Below are 20228 nucleotides of genomic sequence, written 5' to 3'. Positions count from 1 at the left end.
TTTACTGACCGGCGGTTGTTGTGCCGTACTGGTAGTGGGTGTAGCGGTCGCGGCTAAATCTATAGCCGCCGTAGCGCTGGCGGCTGGTGTCCAGGTCGTTGAACACCACGCCTTTGACCAACACGCCGCTGTGTGCGAGGCGTTTGGTGGTTTCCTTCAGTTCGTCAAGCTCGGTGACTTCGGCCTTGGCCACCAGAAACACCATACCCACATGGAGCGCCAACGCCTGCGTGTCAGACACAGCAAGAACGGGTGGTGTGTTGATCAACACCAAGTCGTATTGGGAAGACAGGGTTTTTAGCAGTTGTTCAATAATGGGCGACATCAGCAATTCGCCGGGATTAAGCGGTATGCTGCCAGTAGTAATCAAGTCCAGATTAGGCGCAACCGCGCGTTGCAAAACATCTTCCAGCGTGTGCCTGTTGCTAATCAGTTCACTCAAGCCATGGCCGCGTTTCATACCAAAGAACTGGTGGATGTTGCCTTTGCGCAGGTCGGCGTCAATCAGCAGCACGCGCTTGCCGCCTGCGCCCAGCAACGCTGCAAAGTTGGCACAGGTAAAGGATTTGCCAATGCCCGAGGTGGGACCGGTAAATAGCACCACGTTGTTGCGCGCATCGAACATGGCAAATTGCAGCGCAGTGCGCAGGCTGCGCAGGCTTTCAACGCACGGATCATTGGGATGCGCAATGGCCAGCAGGTGGTTGCCTGGGGCCTGGTCCTCGATCAACTTTGTCAGCTTGTCCTGTTCAACAGAATGCGAGACGGTGGCAAATACATGCAAGCCAGTGGCAGCCTCTATATCAGCCGGATCCATCATGCCAGGACGCAGCCAGTGGCGTAAAAAGGCGAGACCCATGCCGAGCAGCAGACCTAGTACGCCGCTAATGACCAAAATTTGCTCCCGTTGGGGCATGATGGGGCGTTCGGGTACGGCAGGCGCATCAACTACTCGCACATTGCCGACCCTGCCTTCTTTGACCAGACGCAATTGCTGCGAACTGGTCAGCAGGTTCAGGTAAAGCTCGCCGTTGACCTTGACGTCGCGCGTGAGGCGCAGCAGGTCTTGCTCGGTGTTGGGCAGGTTTTTTACCTTTCTGGCCAAGCCCGCAATTTCCCTGTTGATAGCGGCAATCTGCACGTCGAGCGCCTGGATGACGGGGTGAACATCGCCGAATTGCACGCTTTGCTCGCGGCGCTTTTGCTGTAGCTCCACCAGGCTGGCCTGCAGCTTGACCGACGTATCAAGGTAGTTTTTTCCTTCCGTGCCCAGGTCAAACGTGCCGTTTTGGTTGCGGAACAGATTGAATCGGGCCTCTGAATCTTCCAGCTGCTTTTTAAGTTGCGGTAAAAAATTATCTAAAAAAACCAGTGATTTTTCTGCTTCAGCGGATTTTCGCTCGACATTCTGGCGAACGTAGTAGGTACCTACGGCATTTAGGGTACGGGCAATTTGTTGCGGGTCGGTGCCTTGCAGTTGCAAGGCAATCAGTCCCGACTGCTTACCTTGCTCCGAAATCGCCAGATTCATTTGCAATTTCTCAATCGTGCCCAAGCGGGAATACGCCACGTTGAAATACGCTCCGGGTTTGGCATTGAGTTCGGTCACCAGGATGCGGCCCTTATCCTGGCCGCTGCCAAACTCTGAAAGCATACCGACTTTCCCCTGCGCCAGTGCTAGGCCGCCAGGATCGCGCAAGACAAAACCGCCTTCAGTAGCCACCAGCAGCAGCGACTTGCCTTCGAGTTCGACAGGCACTTCGAGCAGCCCCAGACGAATTGATTCATTGCCCGAGACGTAGCCGTCCAGCCCCATGAAACCGGGATTGGACAGACCGGTGGCGCGGCGCGCTAACCAGCGGCCTACCAGTGGCAGGTATTTGGGGGCAGCTGATATATAAAGCTGCAGCTCGTCCACGGCCTTGCCAAGCACCAGGCGTGAGCGCAGGATTTCCATCTCAGCCGTCGCCGGTGAATTGATGTCGAACTGGCTGGACGCTTCTCTTAAAGCGCTAGCAGCGCCGGAGATTCCCGGCTTGCTGTCTTCGACCTGTATAAGGGAAGTCACTTTATAAACAGGGCGGCTGAGTAAGGCATAAGCGCCGCCTAGCAGCAGCGCCAGCGCCGTAATGCCGGCAATAAGCCAGCGCGCGTCAAGCAACACATTGATCAGGCCAAGCAGGTCGATGGGCTCCTCCTGCTGATCAGCACTATAGGATGTGGACATGGGAGATTGAAGAGCGTTCATTTGGTCTCAGACATCACAAAATAAGAGTGATACGGTGCACCCATCCGTCAGCATCCAGGGTGATGTCGGCATGGGTGCGAGGAGCTTATTCATCTGCTGCGCTGGGTCAATTGATGTTAGGGGGGCGAGACAGGTTGACCACCTGCGCGCTGGGCAAGAGCAAGCTGATCACGCGGGTAAGCACCAGCGGCACCGGGTCGACAAACACCATGTCGCGCGATTTCAGCTCGCAGTCTTCCGCCAATGCATAGGTCGCTGGCGGACTGGCGACAAGGTGGCAAATCTCGGCTATGACGGGTGTGGCAGTGGCATCGGCATGAGTAGCGCTGTCGCCGCTGCGGCTGCGGCTGCGCACCACATAAATTTGGCGCAGGTCGCTAAAAACTGGATTCACGCCGCCCGACTCGCCCAGCGCTTCATTGAGCGTCAGGCTGCCATTGCGCAGCGCCAGCGCCCTGGGAATCGTGACTTCACCCAGCACATACACCTTGGTGTCGTCGCGGCTGGACACGCGCATCAGGTCGCTGGCGGCCAGCATGATGCGCGACGGGTTCACGCCCAGCGTGGTGAGCTGTGGCAGGTTGATCTCGCTGGTCACACCTTTGCGGGTGACGCTGACTGTGGCCCGATCGGCCGCAGGCGTCAGTCCTCCCGCGCGGTTAAGGGCTTCGGGCAGCGTCATCGGAATGTCATTGATGGCTTGCAGGCCGGGGGTTCGCACTTCGCCATCGACGTAAATCCGGCCTGCACGGTAAGCCTGGATGCGCAGGGTAATTTGCGGGTTCTTGATAAACCTGGACAGGCGGCGGGTCAGTTCTTCACGGGCTGCACTTTCCGTCAGGCCGGCAATTTTGAAGGTGCCCAGAAGCGGGAACTGGATCAGGCCTTCCGGGCTGACGTTGAAGCCGTTGCCGACAGACGCAAGGCCAGAGGCGTCTGTCGTCAACGTGGCGCCTGCCGGGGCCAGCACCAGTTCAGGGTGATTCCAGACGACGATGTTGATCATGTCGCCAGGGCCAATCCCATATGGTTGGGGTTGGGCTTGCGCAAGCAGACGTTTTACGCCGGTACTCAATTCAGCTTTTCGCAAGGCGCGTTGCTGGGTGATGAGTTCGGGCGTGATGGCGAGCAAGATACCGGACGGCGGCGTCTGGTTTTCGCTGATTCCACCCGTCCGGGAAGTGCCGGCGTCCAGATTGGCCTGCTGGCTGGTCTTTTGCAAACTCCTGCCAACCGATAATCCTGGAGCCATGACGCAGCCGCCCAGCCAGAAGGCCGCCAGGACCATAACAGGCAAGCGCGCATGCGCGAGCTTGGGAGTGAAGTCTGTTTTTTGGAGCATGCGCATTGGAAGTGACGAAGGCAAAGAACGATTGCAAGCGTGATCCGGCCAAGGTTGCGCAAGCGAATTCCTGAAGCGATTGATCTTTAGATCCCGTGCCGGCTGACGCATCAGCTGCATGAAAAAAACAGCCGCGCAGGCTACCGCAATGTTTGGCACCCTTTAAGGATGAAACGCTGCGAAATCGAAAATCAGAAAGGTCTGGCTAACGCTTGAATGGGAAAAACTCAGACCCAGGCTTTAAAAATTCAGGTGACTTTGAATTGGTGACGATCAGCACTGAGCAGCTGCTCGCGGCCCATGAATTCCAGCAGCACCATTGCTCGCAAACTCGAAACGCTTTTAACCACCCTTTCAGCCCCGTTGCAAGTTCTGAAGTGCGACAGTTTTCAGGCGGGGCCGTGTGCAGGCAAAAGACCATGATGCATGGGCAAACGCTCTGGCCGAAGCGCCGATACCGTTGTTTATTTCAGCATTCATAGACTGCCCCCCCAGTGCTACGACCATTTTTGTTTTCACAACTCGCGCAGCCGGGAATTTTTAACTCCTCAAATCCTGCAAGTGGGGCAAATCTTACTGACGAGTTCTGTCGGTTTTATGCGATTTAACGGTTTCCTTATTCGTCGTTACGCTGCTTACGTTTTTTGAATCACTATTCACTTGAGCCCTGACCTCGCCCTATTGGAGGTTGATGGCGCGTTCAACGAAACCGGCAAAAGACAGCGGATTCATGCCAGCCATTCAAGCGAACTTCAGGGCGTATCCAATTTTTTTGCTATACTTTTAATAGCTACTTATGTTTGCTCAATATGCCTAAACAGCTTATTTGATGCATGACATTCAACTTCCGCCAGCCCAGCGCTTCGGCACCGGTTTTCGTACTCTTTCGCCGCCTGGATTGGCATTCGATTTACCCAATCAAAGGAATGAGGACTGCATGTTGTCGCCTTCCGAATGGCCCTGCGATGAACTGCCGTCCATTGGCTGGCAGGGTCCATCCACAACCATCTGGAAAGCAGGCGATGAAAGGAATACGGAGCTTTCTGCAAAAGGCCGACGGGTCAAAACGAACCTGTAGGTGGTTCAGCCGCCGCCAACCGTTGATTTCCGGTTGTCTCGCATGCCGGTCGCCTCATGCGGTGCGTTCGGCAGAGGCTGACTCCCCTGATGCGGAGCGGGATTAAAACTCTTCCCAATCATCCGCACCTGTCGCGCTGGCAGCGGCCAGCCGGTTCGATGGCAGCGGCGAATTACTCTGCTTTTCCTTGGACGCCGCAATGCCATGCCTGGCCGCTGGCGGCTGCTTGGGCTCAGTGTTCTGATGGCTGGTTGCCGCGTGCTTGGACAAGCCACCCCGAGGCATTTGCCGCTCTTGCTCCAGCCTGAACACACTCACCACCTGCGACAAGCCGCTGGCCTGCTCCTGCAGCGACGCCGCAGCTGCAGCCGCCTCTTCGACCAGCGCTGCGTTTTGCTGGGTCACTTGGTCCATCTGCGTGATGGCCTGGTTGACCTGCTCGATGCCCTGGGTCTGCTCTTGGCTGGCGGCCGTGATCTCAGCCATGATGTTGGTCACGCGTTTAACGCTGTCCACGATCTCTTCCATGGTCTTGCCGGCCTGCGCGACTTGGCTGCTGCCTTCACCGACCTTGCTGACCGAGTCGTCGATCAAGAGCTTGATCTCCTTGGCCGCTGCCGCACTGCGCTGAGCGAGGTTACGAACTTCAGCGGCCACCACGGCAAAGCCCCTGCCCTGCTCGCCGGCCCTTGCCGCTTCGACCGCGGCATTCAAGGCCAGGATGTTGGTCTGAAAGGCGATGCCGTCGATGACACCGATGATGTCGACGATTTTTCTGGAAGATGCATTAATGGCGCCCATGGTGTCCACAACTTGTGCCACGATGGTGCCGCCCTTGACGGCGATGCCAGAAGCGCTCAGGGCCAGCTGGTTGGCCTGGCGGGCGTTGTCGGCGTTTTGCTTGACGGTGGAGGTGAGCTCCTCCATCGAGGCGGCCGTTTCTTCGAGCGAGCTGGCCTGCTGCTCGGTGCGGCTAGACAGGTCCAGGTTACCGGCAGCAATCTGGCTGGAGGCGGTGGCGATGGTGTCAGTGCCTGTGCGGATGTCTCCTACCACTCTGGCCAGGCTGTCGCGCATGCTCCGCAGTGCGCCGAGCAACTGCGCTGCCTCGTCGTGTCCCTCGACGACGATTGCCGCAGCAAGATCGCCTTGGGCCACGCGCTCGGTCGCTGCCACTGCGGTCTGCAAGGGCCGGGTGATGCTGATGGTCAGACGCCACGCCATCAGCGCGACCAAAACCAGAACGAGAGCGCCCGCCACGGCGATGATCTTTTGGATTAGCGCGTTGTCAGCATTGGCCTGCAAGGTCGCTTCCAGCGCATGTTTTTTCTGCAGCGCTATGTAGCCGGCCAGTTCGGTGACTGCGCTGTTCAGCAGTGGGTCAATTTTGCTGGTGATGACCGCTGCGGCGAGTTCGGTGTTGAGTTGCGAGCCCAGTTCCACAGCTTCTTTGAAATACACATCCATGTCATGGTCGATCCGGGTCAGACGCTCGAAGACCGCAAGCTCATCGGCCCCGGTGCTGAGCGCCTGCAGGCGGGTTTTGGCCGCCAGGTAGCTTGCGCGTGACGTACGTGACAAAGCCTCGTCTTTCTGCACATTCTCGACGGTGTTTTGAAGGCCCATGTTGCGCATCGCCACAGCACTGACCAGCAAGGCATGGCGCATATTGACAGCTTCGCTCACCTGTTGCTCGGCTTGCTGCAGCGTCTGCAGCAGGGCGTTGCGAGTGAGTGCATTGCTCAACATTGCGCCAATCAGCATGGCACTGGCCGACAACAGAATCACGCCAAAGCCTAGGCCAAGGCGGGTGCCAATGTTCAGATTGCGGAAGTTCATAAAAATGCCAAAAAAATGTCACAAAAAAAGGCACGCCTGCCCCGGTTAGCCGGAGCAGGCGCTGCGCTCAAGAAATAAAAAGAAATGCAGCGCTGAGGCGCTGCGGCACGCGTCAGTTCTTGTAGACGCCGCTTCCAATGACGGTCTCACCCAGGCGCTCGATGTAGACAATCTTGCGCTCAATTTTCTGCGTGGTCGGGTTCAAGAACTTGAACTCCTCCGTCCAGCCTTTACCTTTTTCCTTAGCCAGGTCGAGGACCAACTTCAGGACAAGCTTGCCGTCAGTGTCCTTCAAGCCACTGAGGTCCTTGCCGACCAGCCTGGGGTTTGCACCGTGGGCGAGGGTCTTGCCGGTCATGTCATAAACAAAGATATACAGATCCCGGTCCTTAAGCGACTTGCCATTGGAAATTTCATCGTAAGCTTTCTCCGGACCGGCGGATTTGACCAGCATGACGGCTTTTTTCACCAACAATTCGGCTTCTGCCGGGGTGCCAGCTTCTGCTGCGTGGGCGCCGCCCATGATGCCGATGCTCAGCATGGCGGTTAAAACGATGGTTTTGAGAATGGAGAGACGCTTCATTGAAAACATTTCAGGTAATGGACCGATGGCAAAGCGTCGCACCATGCGCCACTTTCCCCGATGTGTCTACCTATCGGCAGAATCTTGAAATGCTTTAGGGTTTTCCACAAGAAATATGGAGAGGCGCCTGGATTCGGCAGTATTCGACAGTCGAGGTGGGTTCCGTCCAGCGCATTGCCCAAGTCAGGCACAAGCCGGTGCCTTAAAACTCTGTCCAATCATCCGCACCTGTCGAGCTGGCAGCGGCCAGCCGTGTCGGTGGCAAGGGCGCCTGACTGCGTGCTGGCGCTGGCCTGGTGGCAGCAATGCCGCGCTTGGCCGCTGGCGGCTGGCGGGGTTCTGCTGCCCGGTGCTGGCTTGCCGCTTGGCCTTGGCCGCTTGGGCTTTTGTGCGTCATCGGCTGACCTTCCCCCAACTGGAACACGCTGACCACTTGGCTTAGACCGCCGGCCTGTTCCTGCAGCGACTGCGCTGCCGCCGCCGCTTCCTCAACCAGCGCCGCGTTTTGCTGCGTCACCTGGTCCATCTGCGTGATCGCCTGGTTGATCTGTTCGATCCCTTGCGTCTGCTCCTGACTGGCTGCCGTGATCTCGGCCATGATGTCGGTCACGCGCCGCACGCTGTCGACGATCTCGTCCATGGTTTTTCCGGCCTCGGCCACTTGCCGGCTGCCCTCGCCGACCTTGTCCACCGAGTCGCCGATCAGGGTCTTGATCTCCTTGGCCGCCGCCGCGCTGCGCTGGGCCAGGCTTCTGACTTCGGCAGCCACCACCGCAAAGCCCCGGCCCTGCTCGCCGGCCCGGGCCGCTTCGACTGCGGCGTTCAAGGCCAGGATGTTGGTCTGAAAGGCGATGCCGTCGATCACGCCGATGATGTCAACGATCTTTTTCGACGAGGTGTTGATCGCCTCCATCGTCTGCACCACCTGCGAGACCACCGCGCCGCCTTTGACAGCGACGCTCGACGCCGAAACGGCCAGCTGGTTGGCCTGGCGGGCGTTGTCGGCGTTTTGCTTGACAGTGGAAGTCAACTCTTCCATCGAGGCGGCGGTTTCTTCCAGCGCGCTGGCCTGCTCTTCGGTGCGGCTGGACAAATCCTGGTTGCCGGCGGCAATCTGGCCTGACGCGGTGGCGATGGTGTCGGTGCTGGTGCGGACCTGGCCGACGATGTGGCCCAGGCTTGAATTCATGTCCTTCAGGGCCTGCAAAAGCTGGCCGGTCTCGTCTTTCGTCGTCACTTCCAGATGGCTGCTCAAGTCACCGGCGGCAACGGTCTGCGCCACTTTCACGGCCTTGTGAATGGGGCGCGTGATCGAGCGCGTGGTCCACCAGGCGAAGGCGCTGCCCATCAGGACGGCGAGCAGGCCCAGGCCGATCATCAGGTTACGCGTCGAGACGATGCGTTGCTCCACGTCGGCACCGCTGGCCTGGACCATCTTTCTTTGCAACTCGACAATACTGCGGAGGTTGTCTTGCACCGAATCGAGCGTTGGCAGCGTTTCGCCAGTCAAAACCTTGGTGGCCTCGGCCTTGTTTTCTTCCGCCAGCAGCTTGCTGACCTTGCCAAAGGACTGGACGTACCGGGCGCGTTTTTCCTTGAAGTCGGCGAGCAAGGCCCTGCCCTCGGCGGTGTACATCAACGCTTCAAGCACCTGCACGGCGTCGTTGATGCTTTTTTTGTTGGTTTCAATTCTTTGATTGATCATGCTGGCCTGAGCGGCATCCTGCACAAAGAACAGCTCCATGGTGCGGCGCGCGTTGGCGCGCATGGTGGCGTTGATGATGTGGGCCGAATCCGCCTTGACCCATTCCTTCTCGATAATTTGACGGGTGCTGCCGCCAATGCTGGACAGGCTTGCCAGCACGACCATGATCAGTGCGACCATCATGACCAGCACCAGTGCGAAGCCTGCGCCCAGCCGAGTTCCGATTTTCATATTTGCGATATTCATTGCCGTGCTTATTGATTCGATTGAAGATGTCTACCTCCGGCTTATCGGCCGCCGGCGTTAAAACTTTAGGAAAAACATCAAAATTGATTAATAAAAATCATTTTTATGCTTTTAAAAAGTCGTTCCACTTGATGCCCGCAAACCTGCAAGCCATGCAGAGACCATTCATCATTGCTATTTTTTTAATAGCTGCTTACGCACATCCAGCTTGCGCAAGCAGCACATTTGATCAAATAAAGCATGATTTCCGGCCGTCCGACACGCTGGTACTGGACCGCGACGGTGAAGTGATCCAGCGCCTGCGCACCGACGCCAGCGTGCGGCGCGGCCAGTGGGTGGCGCTGGCCGACATCTCGCCAGCCTTGCGCACGGCGCTGGTGCTCAGCGAGGACAAGCGCTTTTACGAACACAGCGGTGTGGACTGGCGGGCGGTGTCCAGCGCGACCTGGGCCAACCTATGGAACAGCAAAACGCGCGGCGCGTCCACGCTGAGCATGCAGCTGGCCGGGCTGCTGGAGCCGGATTTGCGCGCCGGCACGGGGGGCCGCAACCTGACGCAAAAAATCGGTCAGACCTTTTCAGCCCAGCTGCTGGAGCAGCGCTGGCGCAAGGACCAGATCCTGGAGGCTTACCTGAACCTGGTGCCGTTTCGCGGCGAGCTGGTTGGCATCGATGCGCTGAGCCGCACGCTGTTTGGCAAGGCGGCGCACGGGCTGGACGAGCGCGAGTCCGCCGTGGCGGCCGCGCTGGTGCGGGCGCCCAATGCCCGCGCGGCGCAGGTGGCGCAACGGGCCTGCGGTGTGTTGAAGCTGATGCAGCCGGGCGCCAAGATCGACTGCGACGCACTGGACCTGTTCGCCACGGGAGCACTGCAGCGCCGGGATTTTCAGGCCAGCGAAGGCATGGCGCCGCACGCTGCGCGCCAGCTGGTGCGCGCAGGCCAGGCGCGTTCCACCCTGCGCGTTCCACCCTGCGCGTTCCACCCTGCGCGCGCCGCTGCAGCGCTTCGCCGTGCAAACGCTGCGCCAGCAGCTGCGCGAGCTGCGCGGCCGCCATGTCGAGGACGGCGCCATCGTCGTGCTCGACAACGCCAGCGGCGAGGTGCTGGCCTGGGTGGGTTCGTCGGGTGACCTGAGCACCGCCTCGGAAGTGGACGGCGTGCTGGCGCTGCGCCAGCCGGGCTCGACGCTCAAGCCCTTTTTGTATGCGCAGGCCATCGCCGAGCGGCGCATCACGGCGGCGTCGCTGCTGGAGGATTCATCGGCGCAAATCCCCACGGCGGGCGGCCTGTACATTCCGCAAAACTACGACCGCCAGTTCAAGGGCCTGGTCTCCAGCCGCACGGCGCTGGCCGCGTCGCTCAATGTGCCGGCCGTGCGCGCGCTGGTGATGGTGTCGCCCGACGCCTTTCACCGGCAGCTGCGCGCGGTCGGCCTGCCGCTGGCGGAGTCGGGCGACTACTACGGCTACAGCCTGGCGCTGGGCAGCGCCGAGGTGTCGCTGCTGTCGTTGGCCAACGCCTACCGCACGCTGGCCAATGGCGGGCGCTTCAGCGCGACGTCGCTGGTGCGCCAGCCCCAGCCCGCGTTCAGGCCCGCGCTGGATGCGCGCGCCGCCTTCATCGTCACCGACATCCTGGCCGACCCGCTGGCGCGCGCCCGCACCTTCGGCACCGACAGCATGTTGGCCACGCGCTTCTGGACGGCGGTCAAAACCGGCACCAGCAAGGACATGCGCGACAACTGGGCGCTCGGGTTTTCGCAGCGCTACACCGTCGGCGTGTGGGTCGGCAACGCCAGCGGCGCGCCGATGTGGGACGTGAGCGGCACCAGCGGCGCGGCGCCCGTGTGGGCCGCGCTGATGAACCGCCTGCACCACAGCGAACCCAGCCGCGCGCTCGCGCCGCCGCCGGGTCTGGTGCAGATGCGAACGGATTTTGGCCAGCAGCTTGAAGCGTCTCGCAGCGAGTGGTTCATCGAGGGCACCGAGCAATCGCTCTTTGCTATTGATTCAGGAGCTTCCAGCGCATACAGGACAAGCGCTAAAGGCCAAAAAGTCTTGAATAATTCATCGATGCCGCGCATCACCGCGCCCGCACCTGGAACCATCATCGCGCTGGACCCGGACATTGCGCCGGCGCACCAGCGCCTGTCGTTCAGCGCCCAGGGGAACGGCCTGCGCTGGCGCATGGACGGCAAGGAGTTTGCGCGCGGCGCCGAGGTCCGCTGGCTGCCCTGGCCGGGCCGGCATGTGGTCCAGCTGCTCGATTCAGGCAGCCGTGTGGTCGACGAAATCCAAATCGAAGTGCGCGGCGCCGGCGTGCGGGCCGCTATTGAAAAACCAGATCACAAGTAAGCCATGCGCGCCTGGCGCAGGTCGATCAGGCCCTGGACGTATTTTTCAAGTGCGTCATGGCGCAGGCTGCGCATGCCGGCACCGATGGCCGCGTCGTAGAGTTCGGTGGGCCGGGCATTGCGCTGGATCAGCAGCCGCATCGCCGGGCTGTTTTCCAGGATTTCGTAGATGCCCATCCGCCCTTTGTAGCCCTTGCTAGCGCAGCGGTCGCAGCCCTGCGCCGTTTTAACCGAAACCCCGTCAGGCGCCTGTACACCGGCAGCGGCCAGCAGGCGGCGCTCGCCTTCTGCCTCGCTCAAAGGCGAGGCATGCACATATTCCCGTACCAGTTCGGTGAACTGTCCAGCGGGCATGGCGGCCTGTTGCGCGCAATGCAGGCACAGAGAGCGCACCAGCCGCTGCGCCACGATGCCGACCAGCGAATCGGCAAAGTTCATCGCATCCATGCCCAGGTCGAGCAGGCGAACGACGCTTTCGCAGGCGCTGTTGGTGTGCAGCGTGGACAGCACCAGGTGGCCGGTCAGCGACGCTTCAATCACGATCTTGGCGGTTTCGGTGTCGCGGATTTCGCCAATCATGATGACGTCCGGGTCGGCGCGCAAAAACCCGCGCATGGCGCTGGCGAACGTCAGCCCGATCTTCGGGTTGACCTGCACCTGGCGCAGGCCGGGCTGGGTGATCTCGATCGGGTCCTCGGCGGTCCAGATCTTGCGCTCGTCGGTGTTGATCTCGGCCAGCATCGAATGCAGCGTGGTGGTCTTGCCCGAGCCAGTCGGGCCGGCGGCCAGGATCAGGCCGAAGGAGCGCGCCGACATGCGCGCCACCGCCTCGGCATCGCGCGGCTGCAGGCCCAGCTTGCCCAGCGGCACCGGCTTGGACGAGGCCAGCAGCCGCATCACCACGTCTTCCATGCCGTCGTGCGTGGGCATGATGGACACCCGTAATTCCAGCGCTTCGCCGCCGAACTCGCTGAAGTTGATCTTGCCGTCCTGCGGCCTGCGGTGCTCGGAAATATCGAGCCAGGCCATGATCTTGATGCGCGAGACCATCGCTAAACGCAGCGCGGGCGAAAGCTTCTGGTACAGCTCCAGGTCACCGTCGCGGCGCAGGCGGATGCGGGTGAATTCCTCGCCGGGATTGGTCTCGATGTGAATGTCCGACGCATGCAGCGCCTGCGCGTCCATGATCATGCGCGTGACCATGCGCACCATGCTGGGCGATTCGCTGGATTCCTCAGCATCGTCCTGATCGTTTTTCGCCTGGCCCGAAGCCAGCGCCCGCACGGTTTCGCTCATCAGGTGCGCCATGTCCTCGTCGTGGACGGTCACCGCATTGGTGGCTGCGGGCGGCGTGCTCGATGCTTTTCGGAGGAAAGCCTGGTGCGCCTGGAGCATGTCGTGTTCGGGCGCCTTCATTGGCGCCTGGGGGTCCATGCGTTCGAGGCGCATGGCAATCGCATCGCGGTCGGCCCAGACCAGGCGCACGCTGCGGCTGGTCAGGCTGCGCAGCCGGTTGCGCATTTTTTCGTCGGTGGGGTACCAGGTGGCCATATAGATGGTGTCGTCCGCTTCGCCCAGGAACAGCAGGTCATGGGCGCGCATTTTTCGCAGCAGCTGCACATCGAACGCGCGGGCAGGCAGCATGAAGTGGGCGGCATCGACCTCAACAATGCCGGCGGTACGCGCCAGCGCATGGTGCAGGTCTTCGTTTGTCATCAGCAGGCGATCGACCAGTTCGGCCGACCGGCTGCGCAGCAACTGCGGGTCTTCATCGGCCAGCATCTGAATCTCGCGGGGATGGAGTATGCCCAGCTGCTCCAGGGCCGTCGCCAGCGTGATGACGGGTTCCGACTTCAAGGTCTGCGTCGCCTTGAGTAACTGCGCAAGGGTGGTAGGCTGCGGTTTTTCAGGCATCAGGGAGTCAGGACGGGTCGGTAAAAATCCGGAGTTTGTCAGCAAGATGGGCCTTTGAAATGGGGGGACAATTTCATTGTGAGAGCTTCTGCAAGCCAAACACTGATGCGCATCAACAAGGTTGCCTGCACCCGCCCTTGTCAAGCCGCTGCCCAGCCCGCCAGAAGCCGCGCCACCTGCGGACCAGTTGAAATAAATTTCCAGCCCGAAAAAATTATTCACACCCCCAACAAAGCCCAAACCGCTAGCATCAAGCGCTTCAGGAGACAAGCCCAATGACCGTGATCACCACCATCGAAGACCTGCGCGTCATGGCGCAAAAACGCGTTCCGCGCATGTTCTACGACTACGCCGACTCCGGCTCGTGGACCGAAAGCACCTACCGCGCCAACGAGGCTGATTTCCAGAAGATCAAGCTGCGCCAGCGCGTGGCGGTGAACATGGAAAACCGCACGACGGCCACCAAGATGGTCGGCATCGACGTGAAGATGCCGGTGGCGATCGCGCCCGTGGGCCTGACCGGCATGCAGCATGCCGACGGCGAGATCAAGGCGGCACGGGCGGCCGAGAAGTTCGGCATTCCCTTCATGCTCTCGACCATGAGCATCTGCTCGATCGAAGACATCGCCGCCAACACCCAGCGCCCTTTCTGGTTCCAGCTTTACATGATGCGCGACCGCGAGGCCATGGCCGCGATGATCGAGCGCACCCGCAAGGCCGGCTGCAATGCGCTGGTGCTGACGCTGGACCTTCAGGTCATCGGCCAGCGCCATAAGGACCTGAAGAACGGCCTGACCGCGCCGCCCCGGCCGACGTTGGCCAACATCATCAACCTGATGACCAAGCCGCGCTGGTGCCTGGGCATGGCCGGCACGCGCCGCCACACCTTCGGCAACCTGGTCGGCCACGTCAAGGGCGTGAGCGACATGAATTCGCTGGCCTCCTGGACCAACGAGCAGTTCGACCCGCGCCTGTCTTGGGCCGACGTGGCCTGGGTGAAAGAAAAATGGGGCGGCAAGCTGATCCTCAAGGGCATCCAGGACGTCGAAGACGCCCGGCTGGCGGTGCAGAGCGGCGCCGACGCCATCGTGGTGAGCAACCACGGCGGGCGCCAGCTCGACGGCGCGCCGTCGAGCATCTCGGCGCTGCCGGAAATCGTCGAAGCCGTGGGCTCGGAGATTGAAGTGTGGATGGACGGCGGCATCCGCTCCGGCCAGGACGTGCTCAAGGCCTGGGCGCTGGGCGCGCGCGGCACGCTGATTGGCCGCGCCATGGTGTACGGCCTGGGCGCGATGGGCGAAGCCGGCGTGACCAAGGCGCTGCAGATCATCCACAAGGAACTCGACATCACCATGGCGTTTTGCGGCCGCACCGACATCAACACGGTGGACAAAAGCATCCTGCTGCCAGGCAGCTTCGACTTCAAGAACCCTTGACCGAAGCCCTGTAAGGCGACAGCTATTCGCCCTGGCCGGCTCTAGCGCTTGAGGAAATCGAGCAGGTCGCGCGTCACGCGCTCTTTCTCGGTCACCAGCAGGCCATGCGCCGCGCCTTCGTATTCCAGCAGCGTTGACCCGGCAATACCCTTGGCCGCTGCCCGGCCGGCGGCGTCGATGGGCACAATCTTGTCGCCGGTACCGTGGATGATCAGCGTTGGCACCTTGAACGCGGCCAGGTCCGGCCGGAAATCGGTGGTGGCAAAGGACGCGGCGCAGGCCAGCGTGGCCTTCAGGCTGGCCTGCATCGCCACCTGGCGCGACCAGTCAATGACTTCGTCGCTGACCGGACTGGAAAGCATGCCGACGCCGTAGAAATCCTCGAAGAACTTGGCGAAGAACTCGGCGCGGTCTTCCTTCATGCCCTTGGTCATCTTGTCGAACACCGCCTTGGCCGTGCCCTTGGGGTTGTCGTCGGTCTTGAGCATGAAGGGCACGACCGACGACACCAGCACCGCCTTGGCCACCGACTTGCCGCCATGGCGCGACAGGTAGCGGGCCACCTCGCCGCCGCCCATCGAGAAGCCGGCCAGCACCGCATCCTGCGCGCCGGTCTGCTCGATCACGGAGGCCAGGTCGTCGGCCAGCGTGTTGTAGTCGTACCCGCTCCACGGCTGCGAGGAACGGCCGAAACCCCGGCGGTCGTAGGCAATCGTGCGGTAGCCGGCGTCGGCCAGCGCCATGGCCTGGTCGTCCCAGCTGTCGGCCGACAGCGGCCAGCCGTGCAGCAGGATGACTGGCTGGCCGCTGCCCCAGTCCTTGACGTACAACTCGGTCTTGTCGGCGGTGGTGACGGTGTTCATGACTGGGTGTTCCTTGAAAGGGTTGAACCGACCATTCTTCAGGCACGCGGCTGCCGTCGGTGTCGGTGAAAGCGGCCGCTGGCTGTCAGACCCCGCCGTCGCCAGGCCAGCCGCCGTTCAGCGCTGACCGAAGGGCCGGGCGGGAACGGTCTTGAGGTAGGCGTACACCGCTTTCGCATCGACATCGTCGAGTTCGCGCAGCGACTCGAAAGGCATCACCGTGACGACCGTGCCGTCGGGCCGCTTGCCGCTGCGCAGCATGGCAACGAATGCATCGGCGCTTGGGTAGCGCGCCAGCGCGCTGCCCTCGCCCGGCGTCAGGTTGGCGGCCGGCGCCCAGTCGGGCGGCGTGCCCGGAATCTTGCCGCCGGACAGGCCGGGGCCGTGGCAGCCGATGCACATGTTGGCGACATAGGCGCCGTGCCCGGCATTCACGCCGGCGGCAATCGGCTCGGGCGGCGGCAGCGAATGGTCGATCTTTTGCGCCGCGTCTTCAATCGCGCCATAGCCATACATCACCTTCACGGGCAAGGGCAGCTCCACCACTGCGGCGCTTCCGCTGACCGGCGGCAGGCTGCGGACATAGGCCACCAGGGCGCCGAGATCGTCCTGCGTGAACTGGTTGTAGTCTTCGCTGGGCATGATGAACACCGGCCGGCCGTCGGGCTTGACGCCATGGCGCACCGTGCGCTCCCAGTCCTCGGGCGTGTAGCGCGCCACCACGCTGCCCGGGCCCGGCGAGATGTTCGGGCCTTTCAGGCGCAGCCCCTTGCCGTCGTTGATGAACTCGCGCCCGGCGCCGTCAAGGCCATGGCATTCGGCGCAGCCGCGCGAATTGAACAGATACTTGCCGCGCGCCAGCGTTCCCGCATCGGGCGTGGCCACCGTGGTGGCCCAGGTGACCGGCTGAAGCTTGACCGTGACCTGGCGGTGGCTCTTGCGCTCGGCCAGTTGCGTGCCCACCACGGCGGCGGCCGCTGCCGCCACCACCAGCGCGCCCAATGACCACTTGACCCATCGTTTCATGATGCGCTCCCCTTGGCTTATGGCTTTTCCATCGTCAGGCGCCCCGCCGGCAGGCGGGCTGCCGGGGAAACAGGGACAATATTCTGGACCCGGAGCGGGTGAATGTCAGCAGCGGTTTACAAACCGACACCATCGTTGACAAGCGTCACAGCTTGAGCGCACTGGCGGCTTTCGCCTCAATCGGGCGACAGGTGGCGCTCGCGGATCAGCTTGTGCCAGAACTTCGTTTCACGCGCGATGAAGCTGGCCAGCTGCGGTCCGGTGGACGGCGCGACTTCCAGGCCAAATTCTTCCAGCCGGGCCTTGACTTCAGGCACCAGGATGGCCTTTTGCATCTCGGCCGCTAGCTGCGCCGCAATGTCGGGCGGCGTGCCTTTCGGAACAAACAGCCCCTGCCAGGCGACCGCCTCGAAATTGGGCACGCCGGACTCGGCCAGCGTCGGCACGTTGGGCAAGGCGGCAATGCGCCGGGGCGACAGCACCGCCAGCGCGCGCACCTTGCCGGCGCGAATCTGCGCCAGGCCGCCGGCGGTATCGACGATCATCATTGGCAGCTGGCCGCCCATCACGTCCTGGATCGCCATGGCCGTGCCCCGGTAGGGAACATGCACGATGAAACTGCCGGTGCGCTCCTTGATCAGCTCCATCGCCAAGTGGTGCGGGCTGCCGGCCCCGGGCGAGGCATAGCTGTAGGTGCCCGGCGAGCGCTTGACCGCCGCCAGCCACTGGCGCGCGCTGGTGAACGGGCTGTCGGGGTTGACCACCAGGATCAAGGGAAAGCCGGCCATGTAGCCCAGCGGCGTGAAGTCGTCGGGGCTGTAGGGCAGCTTCCTGTACAGCGCGGGATTCAGCACCATGGCGCCGTTGTCGCCCGTCACCAGGGTGTAGCCGTCGGCCGGCGCCTTCGACGCCGCGTCGGTGCCGATGATGCCGGCCGCGCCGGGGCGGTTGTCGATGATGATGGACTGGCCGAGTTGCCTGCCCATCTGCACCGACAGGTGCCGCGCCAGGAAATCCTGGCCGCCGCCGGCCGGGTAGGCGACGATCCAGCGGATCGGCTTGGCCGGATATGCTTTTTGCGCCTGCGCCTGCGCCTGCGCCTGCGGGCTGGCCAGGGCCAGCGCGGTGGCGGCGCCGAGCGCGGTGTGAAGCACGGAACGGCGGGACAGGGCAACAGGAACGGACACTGGGAAAATCTCCTTGAAATTCAAAAACGGGGGACAGACAGCCTGGACAGGCCGCCATTCACATGCAGTTATTGTGCCCGCTGCATCGGCCCGCAGGCCTTATGCCAGGGAGTACAAATTGTCGGCAAGAACTGGCGGCACAATCCCGGATGTGACTTCCGAGCCAGCCCCACCCGCCCTGCCCCGACGCATCGCGCACCTCGACATGGATGCGTTCTTTGCGTCGGTCGAGCTGCTGCGCTATCCGCAGCTCAAGGGCTTGCCGGTGGTGATTGGCGGCGGGCGGCGCACTGTCGATGAGGCGCTGATGGCCAGCCATGGCGAGCGGGAACTGCGCTTCATCCCCGTGGATGATTTTCCACTGCTGAAAGATTACGTCGGCCGGGGCGTCATCACCACCGCGACCTACGCGGCGCGGCAGTTTGGCGTCGGCTCGGCCATGGGCATGATGAAGGCGGCCAGGCTGTGCCCGCAGGCCATCGTGCTGCCGGTCGATTTCGACGAGATTCGCCGCTTCTCGCGCCTGTTCAAGAACACGATTGCCGAGGTGGCGCCGCTAATGCAGGACCGGGGCATCGACGAGGTCTACATCGACTTCACCGACGTGCCCGGCGGCCAGCGCGAAGGCGGGCGGGCGCTGGCGCGCTTGATCCAGCGGGCGATTTTCGAGAAGACCGGCCTGACCTGCTCGATCGGCGTCGCGCCCAACAAGCTTCTGGCGAAAATGGCCAGCGAGTTCGACAAGCCCAACGGCATTTCCATCGTGCATGAAGCCGACCTGCAAGGCCGCATCTGGCCGCTTAACGTGCGCAAGATCAACGGCATCGGCCCCAAGGCGGGCGAAAAGCTGGCGCGCCTGGGCATCCAGACCATCGGCGAACTGGCCGCGCAGGACCGGCAGTTTTTGGTCAAGCAGTTCGGCAAGGCCAGCGGCGCCTGGATGCACGAGGTGGCCTGGGGCCGCGACGACAGCCCGGTCGTGCTTGAGAGCGAGCCGGTCAGCATGAGCCGCGAAACGACGTTCGAGCGCGATTTGCATGCGGTGCGCGACAAGGCCGAGCTCGGCGCGATCTTCACCCGGCTGTGCGAACAGGTGGCTAGCGATTTGCAACGCAAGGGCTATGTCGCCAGGACCATCGGCATCAAGCTGCGCTACGACGACTTCAAGATTGCCACGCGGGACCAGACAGCGCCGGCCCATACCGACGATGCCGTCACCATCCGGAAAATCGCCGGCCAGTGCCTCAAGCGCGTGCCGCTGGAGCAAAGACTGCGACTGCTGGGCGTTCGCGCCGGCGCGCTGGTCAAATCCGGGGAAGCGCCGGTTCATGAACAAAACAGGCCGTCTGCGCAGGCAGGACGGGCACAAGCAGCTACTGAAACCCTAGCAAGCTACCCGCTTTTCCCGTCGTAGACGTGCCGCCGCGCCTTTCTCTGTACAGGCGTTCACTGGCGCCCGCGGCACGGCGTCCCAGGAGCGACTGGCCGGACCGGGAGCGCTGGCGTAAAGTGCAGCCATGAACCCACTCACCTGCTTCACCCTGGACACGACCGACCACATTGCCCACCTGGTACTCAGTCGCCCCGAGGCGATGAACACCATGAACCCGGCCTTCTGGCGGGAACTCGACGCGGTGCTGGCGCAGCTTCACGCATCGGGCGACGCCCGGGTGCTGGTGATCTCCAGCACCGGCAAGCACTTCAGCGCGGGCATGGCGCTCGAAACCTTTGCCGGCGGCGTCGCGATGGACGACCAGAGCCCGGAAGGCCGCGCCGCCATGTTCGACCTGCTGGCCGGCATGCAGGCGACCTTCACCCGGCTGGAGGCGCTGCGCATTCCGGTGATCGCCGCGATCCAGGGCGGCTGCATTGGCGGCGCGGTGGACATGGTGAGCGCGTGCTGTCTGCGCTATGCCAGCGCCGACGCGTTTTTCTGCATCCAGGAAATCAACATCGGCATGGTGGCCGACGTGGGCACGCTGCAGCGCCTGCCCAAGCTGATTCCGCTGGCGGTGGTCAAAGAGCTGGCCTATACCGGCCGCAAGCTGGGCGCGGCCAAGGCGCTGGCCTGCGGTTTGGTCAATGAGGTGTTCGACACGCCTGAAGCCCTGCTGGCCGCCGCGCTGCAATGCGCGAAAGAAATCGCCGCCAAGCCGCCCGTCGCCATCTGGGGCACCAAGCAGGCGATTCACTATGCGCGCGACCATTCGGTGGACGATGCGCTCAAGCAGATGGGCTGGCTGCAAGCGGCCATCTGGAGCAACCAGCATGTACGCGAATCGATGCAGGCGATGAAGGAAAAGCGCACCGGCCGCTTCCCCGATCTCGCCACCCTCCAGTATTTCAATGAAAAAGGCCTTTAGCGCATATGGAGCGGTCACAATCAGCTATTGATTAAATAGCATTG

12 protein-coding genes and 1 pseudogene are annotated in these 20228 nt (G+C 62.1%); 4 read left to right on the top strand and 9 right to left on the bottom strand.

All coding sequences use genetic code 11. From position 1 onward, the window contains the following. Position 1: 1 nt before the first annotated feature. The 5 genes from ACP7AD_RS05345 to ACP7AD_RS05325 form a co-directional block, all read right to left on the bottom strand. Complete coding sequence (locus ACP7AD_RS05345; RefSeq protein WP_426145322.1) at positions 2 to 2248, bottom strand: polysaccharide biosynthesis tyrosine autokinase; 2247 nt, start codon at positions 2246 to 2248, stop codon at positions 2 to 4. 106 nt (positions 2249 to 2354) lie between these two features. Further along, positions 2355 to 3590: a polysaccharide biosynthesis/export family protein gene (locus ACP7AD_RS05340; protein WP_426145320.1), complete on the bottom strand. Its 1236-nt coding sequence runs from the start codon at positions 3588 to 3590 to the stop codon at positions 2355 to 2357. 1180 nt (positions 3591 to 4770) lie between these two features. Then, on the bottom strand, positions 4771 to 6507 hold the full coding sequence (locus ACP7AD_RS05335) for a methyl-accepting chemotaxis protein (protein WP_426145318.1): 1737 nt from the start codon (positions 6505 to 6507) through the stop codon (positions 4771 to 4773). Positions 6508 to 6619: 112 nt separating this feature from the next. Continuing rightward, entirely contained in the window at positions 6620 to 7135 is a 516-nt protein-coding gene (locus tag ACP7AD_RS05330) for a cache domain-containing protein (RefSeq protein ID WP_426166030.1), read from the bottom strand. Between the two features lie 157 nt (positions 7136 to 7292). Next, positions 7293 to 9041, bottom strand: coding sequence for a methyl-accepting chemotaxis protein (locus ACP7AD_RS05325; protein WP_426145315.1), 1749 nt, complete (start codon positions 9039 to 9041; stop codon positions 7293 to 7295). Positions 9042 to 9193: 152 nt separating this feature from the next. Here ACP7AD_RS05325 and pbpC point away from each other — a divergent pair. Beyond that, a pseudogene (gene pbpC, locus ACP7AD_RS05320) lies at positions 9194 to 11396 on the top strand (penicillin-binding protein 1C). On the opposite strand, the gene ACP7AD_RS05315 reads toward pbpC, so the two are convergent. Continuing rightward, positions 11387 to 13354, bottom strand: coding sequence for a GspE/PulE family protein (locus ACP7AD_RS05315; protein WP_426145313.1), 1968 nt, complete (start codon positions 13352 to 13354; stop codon positions 11387 to 11389). The pseudogene pbpC and the gene ACP7AD_RS05315 overlap by 10 nt on opposite strands. A gap of 230 nt (positions 13355 to 13584) precedes the next feature. Between ACP7AD_RS05315 and ACP7AD_RS05310 the strand changes: the two genes are divergently transcribed. Further along, positions 13585 to 14745 carry an alpha-hydroxy acid oxidase gene (locus tag ACP7AD_RS05310; RefSeq protein WP_426145311.1) on the top strand — a complete coding sequence of 387 codons (1161 nt, stop codon included), beginning with the start codon at positions 13585 to 13587 and terminating at the stop codon, positions 14743 to 14745. Between the two features lie 41 nt (positions 14746 to 14786). On the opposite strand, the gene ACP7AD_RS05305 is transcribed toward ACP7AD_RS05310, so the two are convergent. The 3 genes from ACP7AD_RS05305 to ACP7AD_RS05295 form a co-directional block, all read right to left on the bottom strand. Next, the gene (locus tag ACP7AD_RS05305) at positions 14787 to 15608 is read right to left on the bottom strand and encodes an alpha/beta fold hydrolase (RefSeq protein ID WP_426145309.1); all 822 of its coding nucleotides are present in this window, start codon (positions 15606 to 15608) and stop codon (positions 14787 to 14789) included. 117 nt (positions 15609 to 15725) lie between these two features. After that, complete coding sequence (locus tag ACP7AD_RS05300; protein ID WP_426145307.1) at positions 15726 to 16634, bottom strand: c-type cytochrome; 909 nt, start codon at positions 16632 to 16634, stop codon at positions 15726 to 15728. A gap of 176 nt (positions 16635 to 16810) precedes the next feature. Beyond that, the gene (locus tag ACP7AD_RS05295) at positions 16811 to 17821 is read right to left on the bottom strand and encodes a Bug family tripartite tricarboxylate transporter substrate binding protein (RefSeq protein ID WP_426145306.1); all 1011 of its coding nucleotides are present in this window, start codon (positions 17819 to 17821) and stop codon (positions 16811 to 16813) included. 205 nt (positions 17822 to 18026) lie between these two features. Between ACP7AD_RS05295 and ACP7AD_RS05290 the strand changes: the two genes are divergently transcribed. Beyond that, a complete protein-coding gene (locus ACP7AD_RS05290) occupies positions 18027 to 19235 on the top strand; it encodes a Y-family DNA polymerase (protein WP_426145514.1) in 1209 nt (402 codons plus the stop codon). A 103-nt stretch (positions 19236 to 19338) separates the two neighbouring features. Beyond that, positions 19339 to 20184 carry an enoyl-CoA hydratase-related protein gene (locus ACP7AD_RS05285; protein WP_426145304.1) on the top strand — a complete coding sequence of 282 codons (846 nt, stop codon included), beginning with the start codon at positions 19339 to 19341 and terminating at the stop codon, positions 20182 to 20184. Positions 20185 to 20228 lie beyond the last annotated feature (44 nt).

It is taken from the genome of Polaromonas sp. DSP2-3-2b2, assembly GCF_049895905.1.
Lineage (GTDB): Bacteria > Pseudomonadota > Gammaproteobacteria > Burkholderiales > Burkholderiaceae_C > Polaromonas.
Note: the sequence above shows the minus strand (reverse complement) of the source record. Positions and strands in the feature narration are given on the sequence as shown.

Bases quoted from the DNA above. Each gene is read 5' to 3' on its own strand.
- ACP7AD_RS05310 (WP_426145311.1), top strand. From the start codon at position 13,585: ATGACCGTGATCACCACCATCGAAGACCTGCGCGTCATGGCGCAAAAA.
- ACP7AD_RS05330 (WP_426166030.1), bottom strand. From the start codon at position 7,135: ATGGTGCGACGCTTTGCCATCGGTCCATTACCTGAAATGTTTTCAATG.
- ACP7AD_RS05305 (WP_426145309.1), bottom strand. From the start codon at position 15,608: ATGAACACCGTCACCACCGCCGACAAGACCGAGTTGTACGTCAAGGAC.
- ACP7AD_RS05340 (WP_426145320.1), bottom strand. From the start codon at position 3,590: ATGCTCCAAAAAACAGACTTCACTCCCAAGCTCGCGCATGCGCGCTTG.
- ACP7AD_RS05300 (WP_426145307.1), bottom strand. From the start codon at position 16,634: ATGAAACGATGGGTCAAGTGGTCATTGGGCGCGCTGGTGGTGGCGGCA.
- ACP7AD_RS05325 (WP_426145315.1), bottom strand. From the start codon at position 9,041: ATGAATATCGCAAATATGAAAATCGGAACTCGGCTGGGCGCAGGCTTC.
- ACP7AD_RS05335 (WP_426145318.1), bottom strand. From the start codon at position 6,507: ATGAACTTCCGCAATCTGAACATTGGCACCCGCCTTGGCCTAGGCTTT.
- ACP7AD_RS05345 (WP_426145322.1), bottom strand. From the start codon at position 2,248: ATGAACGCTCTTCAATCTCCCATGTCCACATCCTATAGTGCTGATCAG.
- ACP7AD_RS05290 (WP_426145514.1), top strand. From the start codon at position 18,027: ATGGATGCGTTCTTTGCGTCGGTCGAGCTGCTGCGCTATCCGCAGCTC.
- ACP7AD_RS05285 (WP_426145304.1), top strand. From the start codon at position 19,339: ATGAACCCACTCACCTGCTTCACCCTGGACACGACCGACCACATTGCC.